This window comes from Microbacterium sp. Bi128 (assembly GCF_918698205.1).
Genome location: NZ_CAKKMM010000233.1, coordinates 1 through 6,307, shown reverse-complemented (window position 1 = coordinate 6,307; position 6,307 = coordinate 1). Strand labels below are relative to the sequence as shown.

The window sequence follows — 6,307 nt, the reverse complement described above, 5'->3', positions numbered from 1 at the left end:
ATCGATGTCCGATGTCTTCGGTGCCCTCGTTGAGCAGTACGTGCGGAAGCAGTCGACGGCGGAGGCCAGCTGGCTGATCGGTGAAGGCCTCTTCACGGACCAGGTGCAGGGGGCCGCCTTGCGTTCCATGAAGGCTCCGGGAACGGCATACGACGACGACGTGCTCGGCAAGGACCCGCAGCCGGACTCGATGGACGGCTACGTGCGCACAAGCGCGGACAACGGCGGCGTGCACATCAACTCCGGCATCCCCAACCGCGCGTTCTGCCTGGTGGCCACCGCCCTCGGCGGCAATGCCTGGGACGCACCGGCACAGATCTGGTACGAGACCCTGACGGGCGGCAAGCTGTCCCCCACCGCCACGTTCGGTGCCTTCGCCAAGGCAACAGCCGCCTCTGCCAAGGAGCTTTTCGGCGAGGATTCCAAGGAACATGACGCCGTGCGCTCCGCATGGGAAACTGTGAAGGTCAAGCTCCCGGGAGCCCGACGATAAGCCCAGGCCCCTGCAGATCCGAGTCCGATGAAGGTCCGAGTCCGATGAAGATAACTGTCCAGCGCAGTGGCGGCGTGGCCGGAATGAAAAGGACGTGGACCGTCCGGCCCGAGCCGCCCGAGGACACCGACCGGTGGCAGCCGCTGATTGAGGCCTGCCCCTGGGACGACGTCGCCGGGACCAGCGGGACATCCGGCCAGCCGGACCGGTTCATGTACAGCATCCGGGCCGATCAACGGCGGGCGGTCCTTCCCGAGCGTGAACTGACGGGCCCGTGGCGCGACCTCGTCGAATGCGCACGGGCCGCGGCCGAGGAATCGGCGCCGCCGGGCTTTGCCTAGACGCTCCTGCCGGGCCGGGGCCCGCTACGCCGTGGCCAGGTGCCCGCGGAACGTGCGCCGGTAGGACTGCGGGCTGGTGTCCAGCGCCTTCGTAAAGTGGTGCCGCAACAGGACCGAATGTCCGAAGCCGGATTCCCTCGCGATTTCGTCGATATTGAGCTCCGTGGTTTCCAGCAGCTCCTGGGCACGGAGCACCCGTTGGGAATTGAGCCAGGCCGCCGGGGTGGCCCCCGTTTCCGCACGGAAGCGCCGCGCAAATGTCCGCGGCGACATATGGACCCTGGCCGCCAGCTCGTTGACTGCGTGTTCCTCGTCCAGGTGCCGGACCATCCACTGCAGCAGCTGCTCCATGGGTTCCGAGCCGCACTGCGGAATGGGCCGGTCGATGTATTGGGCCTGGCCGCCGTCCCGGTGCGGAGGGACCACCATGTCCCGGGCGATGGCGGCGGCCACCTTGGCGCCGAACTCCACGCGGACCAGGTGCAGGCAGGCATCGATCCCCGCGGCCGTGCCGGCACTCGTGATGATCCGGCCGTCCTCGACGTAGAGGACATTTTCATCCACCAGCACGGCCGGGTATCGGCTGGCCAGTTCCTGGGAGTAATGCCAGTGCGTGGTGCATCGGCGGCCATCGAGCAGGCCTGCCCGGGCCAGGGCAAAGGCACCGGAACAAATGGACATCACCCAGGCGCCCCGGGCATGGGCCGCCCGCAGCGCCTCCAAGACGGATTCGGGAACGTCCTCGTCCCGGCCGTACGGCGCCATCACCACCAGGTCGGCGTCGGCAGTTGCTTCCAGCCCGAGACCGACGTGCATGGACAGGCCGGACTTGAGCGGGACGTCGCCCGGCTCGGGCGCGCAGACGCGGAAATCGAACGCGGGCACGCCGTTTCCGCGGTCCGAGCGGTCGATGCCGAAGACCTCGAAAGCCGTCGCGAACTCGAAGATCGAGAAGTTGGGAACCACGATCATTGCCACTGATTTGATCATGACTTCATCCTGACAGAACAGTGGCAGAAATTGTAGCTTTTTGGGCATTTCTGCCACTTTTTTTAGTTCTTGGACCGGAGAACCATAGAGGTATGGAACTCCTCGGAATCGCCGTCATCGTCCTGATCATCGCCGGCCTCGCAGCCACCATCTCCGCCCTGCGGAAGGACGGCCTCGGTCACACCCCGCCCGTCCGCTCGGAAGAGTACTGGATGGCCCGGGACCTGCCGAGCGTCAACTACACCCTGCGGAACTTCTAAGTCCGCGCACGTTTTGCCCACACGCCCATCGGGCCCGGCTCATCAAGCCGGGCCCTCACTATGCGCCGGGCCTGAAGCAGCAACGGAACAGCCCGGCTGCAGCAACCGGACCCGATAGTAGGACCGCACAGCCGCCGCCACCCCAGCGGACAGTCCACCCCAGTAGACTGTCTCCAGCCATGACATTGCATATTTCCTACCCCGCCGAGCTGCCGGTCTCCGAGCGCCGCGAAGATCTTATGGCCGCCATCGCGGCCAACCAGGTGACCATCATCGCCGGCGAGACCGGCTCGGGTAAGACCACCCAGATCCCCAAGATGTGCCTTGAGCTCGGCCTGGGCGAGAACGGGCTGATCGGCCACACCCAGCCCCGCCGTCTCGCTGCCCGCACCGTGGCCGAGCGCATCGCGGAGGAACTCGGCGTCGAAATCGGCCAGGAAGTCGGTTTCCAGGTCCGCTTCACCGGTGAGGTCAGCCGGTCCACCAAGGTCAAACTCATGACCGACGGCATCCTGCTGGCGGAGATCCAGCGCGACAGGCTGCTGCGCAAGTACAACGCCATCATCATTGACGAGGCGCACGAGCGCAGCCTCAACATCGACTTCATCCTCGGCTACCTCAAGCGCATCCTGCCGCAGCGCCCGGACCTGAAGATCATCATCACCTCGGCCACCATCGATCCGGAGCGCTTCGCCAAGCACTTCGGCAGCGACGAGGAGCCCTCCCCCATCATCGAGGTGTCGGGCCGGACCTTTCCGGTGGAAATCCGCTACCGGCCGCTTTCCCAGCCGGCCGGCGGCGCAGAAGATGGAGCCGGCGAAGGTGCCGCGGCGGACGACGAACTCGAGGAGGACCGCGACCCGCTCGATGCGGTGTGCGACGCCGTCGACGAGCTCGCCTTGGAAGCCCACGGCGACATCCTGATCTTCTTCTCCGGCGAGCGCGAAATCCGCGACGCGGCGGAGACCCTCAACGCCCGCATCCAGTCCAACCGGCGCCTCGCGGGCACCGAGGTCCTTCCCCTCTTCGCCCGGTTGAGCCTGCAGGAGCAGCACAAGGTTTTCCACCCCGGCAGCAAGCGCCGGATCGTACTTGCCACCAACGTCGCCGAAACCTCGCTGACGGTCCCCGGCATCAAGTACGTGATCGACACCGGCACGGCCCGGATCTCGCGCTACTCGCACCGGACCAAGGTCCAGCGCCTGCCGATTGAGCGCGTCTCCCAGGCTTCGGCCAACCAGCGCTCGGGCCGCTGCGGCCGCGTTTCCGACGGTATCGCGATCCGGCTGTACTCCGAGGAGGACTTCGAGTCGCGGCCGCTGTTCACGGATCCGGAGATCCTGCGCACTAACCTCGCGGCCGTCATCCTGCAGATGACCGCCATGGGCGTGGCCCGCGGACCGAAGGACGTGGAGAACTTCCCGTTCGTCGAGCCGCCGGATTCGCGCGCCATCAACGACGGCGTCAGTCTCCTGCGCGAGCTCGGCGCCCTGACCGCCGCGCGGCAGGAGCCAACGGACGACGGCGGGCAGCGCGACGGCGGGCAGCGCCGCGGTTCCGGCCGTCCCGGAAGCGGGCTCACCGCCGTCGGGCAGCAGTTGGCCCAGCTGCCGGTGGACCCCAGGCTCGGCCGGATGATCGTGGAGTCCGGAAAGCGGGGCTGCGTCCGCGAAGTCATGATCCTGGCCGCCGCGCTGACCATCCAGGACCCGCGCGAGCGTCCAACAGACAAGCAGCAGCTCGCCGCGGAGAAGCACGCCCGCTTCCGGGACGAGAACTCGGATTTCACCGGTTACCTGAACCTGTGGAACTACCTGCAGGAGAAGCAGCAGGAACTGTCCTCCACGGCGTTCCGCCGGCTCTGCCGCAACGAGTTCATCAACTACCTGCGGGTCAGGGAGTGGCAGGACCTGTTCGCCCAGCTCCGCCAGCTGGCCCGCCCGCTGGGCATCAGCCTGGACAACAAGCGCCTTGCCGATCCGGTGGGCAACCACGACGGCATCCACATCAGCCTGCTCTCGGGGCTGCTGAGCCACGTCGGCATCCTCGACGAGCGCAAGCGCGAGTACGCCGGAGCCCGCGGCAGCCGCTTCGCGATTTTCCCGGGTTCGGCACTGTTCAAGAAGTCACCCACGTTCGTGATGGCCGCCGAGCTCGTCGAGACGAGCCGGCTCTGGGCCCGCGTCGCGGCGAAGTTCGATCCGCTCTGGGCCGAACAGGTGGCCCCCGACCTGGTCAAGCGCAGTTACAGCGAGCCGCACTGGTCCAAGAAGATGGGCGCGGTGATGGCCCACGAAAAGGTCACGCTGTACGGCGTGCCCATCATCCCGAGCCGGCGGATCAACTACGGCAAGGTGGATCCGGAGCTCTGCCGCGAGCTCTTCATCCGCCATGCCCTGGTTGAAGGCGACTGGCAGACCCACCACAAGTTCTTCCACCGCAACCGCGCGCTGCTGCACGAAGTCGAGGAACTCGAGGCCCGGATGCGGCGCCGCGACATCCTGGTGGACGACGAGACACTCTTCGAGTTCTACGACGCCCGGATCGGCGCGGAGGTCGTCTCGGAGCGGCACTTCGACAAGTGGTGGAAGGACGCACGGCAGCAGGATCCCACGCTGCTCGACTTCGACCAGTCCCTGCTGATCAGCGAGGACGCCGCGGCCCTGGACGATTCGGCCTATCCCAAGACCTTGTTGCACAAGGGCTTCGAGCTGCCGCTGAGCTACGAGTTCCACCCCGTGGCGCCCGGTTCGCCGCCAAATCCATCCGACGGCGTCACCGCCGAGGTGCCGGTGCTGTTCCTGAACCAGCTCGACGATGCCGCGTTCCGCTGGCTGATCCCCGGGCAGCGCGTGGAACTCGTCACGGCGCTCATCAAGTCGCTGCCCAAGCAGATCCGCAAGAACTTTGTTCCTGCCCCGGACGTGGCCCGCCAGGCCGTCGCGGCACTGGAAGCGGACTTCGATCCCGCCACGGACGAGCTCGAACCGTCGCTGGAACTGGTGCTGCGCCGGATCCGCGGACAGGTCATCCCGCCGGGCGCCTGGAACTGGGACGCCGTGCCGTCGCATTTGCGGGTCAGCTTCCGCGTGGTGGATTCCCGCGGCAAGTTGCTGGATGAGGGCAAGGACCTGAACGCGCTGCAGGAGCGGCTGGCCCCGGCCACCCGCCGGGCCATCGCGGAATCCCTCGGTGCCACCCCGGGCACCACGGCACCCCAATCCAAGGGAAATGCCGCGGCGAAGGCGAAAGCCGGCGCGAACGGCAAGGATGGCGCACGTTCATCACGGGCCGGCACGTCCCCGTCGGCGGCCCTGGCCGCTGCCGCAGCCGCGGCGCCGGGCGGGTTCACCGAAATGTCCGGGCTCAAGGACTGGACCTTTGGAACCGTCCAACGCCAGGTCCAGGGAACCGTTGGCGGGCACACCGTCACCGGCTATCCGGCCCTGGTGGACGAGGGAACGTCCGTGGCGCTGCGGCTGTTCCAGACGCCGTCGGAACAGCAGGAAGCCATGCGCGGCGGGGTCATCCGGCTCCTGGCCCTGAAAGTGCCGCCGCCGGACCGCTATGTCCTGGAGCACCTGAACAACACCGAGAAACTGACGTTCAGCCAGAACCCGCATGGTTCCGTGGCCGCGCTGATCGCCGACTGCGCCCTGGCCGCCATCGACAAACTCACGCCGGCCCCGCTGCCGTGGGACGAGGGATCGTTCAAGGCGCTCTACGAGGGCGTCCGGGCGGAGCTGATCGACACCGTCTTCACTGTCACCGCCGTCGTCGAGCGCATCCTGGCCAGCACCCGGCGGATCGAAAAGCAGCTCAAGGGCACCACGAGCCTGGCCCTGATCAGCGCGCTCAACGACGTCAAGAGCCAGCTCGAGCAGCTGGTGTATCCGGGTTTCGTGGCACGCACGGGCTACGCCCAGCTCAGCCAGCTGCCCCGCTACCTCACGGCCATCGAAAAGCGCCTCGAGAAGCTGCCGGGCAACGTGCAGCGGGACGCCCAGCACATGGCCGCGGTCCAGGCCCTGGAGGACGACTACGACGACGCCGTGTCCGCGCTGCTGCCCGGGCGGCGGGCGGGCGCGGAGTTAACCCACGTGCGCTGGATGATCGAGGAACTGCGGGTGAGCCTCTTCGCCGTCGAACTCGGGACCGCCTATTCGGTGTCCGAAAAGCGTATCCGGGCCGGCCTTAACAAAGTGCTGGCGCCGGCGTAGACC

At 67.2% G+C, this 6,307-nt stretch carries 5 protein-coding genes; 4 read left to right on the top strand and 1 reads right to left on the bottom strand.

What is annotated here, in order from left to right:
• Together LQV45_RS15645 and LQV45_RS15640 are read left to right on the top strand one after the other, a co-directional pair.
• A partial coding sequence (locus tag LQV45_RS15645) for a peptidase M4 family protein (protein WP_230007828.1) occupies window positions 1-493 on the top strand: 493 nt, incomplete at its 5' end.
• 44 nt (window positions 494-537) lie between these two features.
• Window positions 538-834 (top strand): protealysin inhibitor emfourin, encoded by a 297-nt coding sequence (locus LQV45_RS15640; RefSeq protein WP_230007827.1) that lies wholly within the window; start codon window positions 538-540, stop codon window positions 832-834.
• Between the two features lie 24 nt (window positions 835-858).
• Here the strand turns inward: LQV45_RS15640 and LQV45_RS15635 are convergent, their stop codons facing one another.
• Window positions 859-1,824 (bottom strand): GlxA family transcriptional regulator, encoded by a 966-nt coding sequence (locus LQV45_RS15635; protein WP_079554497.1) that lies wholly within the window; start codon window positions 1,822-1,824, stop codon window positions 859-861.
• A gap of 92 nt (window positions 1,825-1,916) precedes the next feature.
• Between LQV45_RS15635 and LQV45_RS15630 the strand changes: the two genes are divergently transcribed.
• Together LQV45_RS15630 and hrpA are read left to right on the top strand one after the other, a co-directional pair.
• Window positions 1,917-2,084 carry a hypothetical protein gene (locus tag LQV45_RS15630; protein ID WP_230007826.1) on the top strand — a complete coding sequence of 56 codons (168 nt, stop codon included), beginning with the start codon at window positions 1,917-1,919 and terminating at the stop codon, window positions 2,082-2,084.
• Window positions 2,085-2,263: 179 nt separating this feature from the next.
• On the top strand, window positions 2,264-6,304 hold the full coding sequence (gene hrpA / locus LQV45_RS15625) for an ATP-dependent RNA helicase HrpA (protein ID WP_230007825.1): 4,041 nt from the start codon (window positions 2,264-2,266) through the stop codon (window positions 6,302-6,304).
• The last annotated feature ends 3 nt before the right edge of the window (window positions 6,305-6,307 follow it).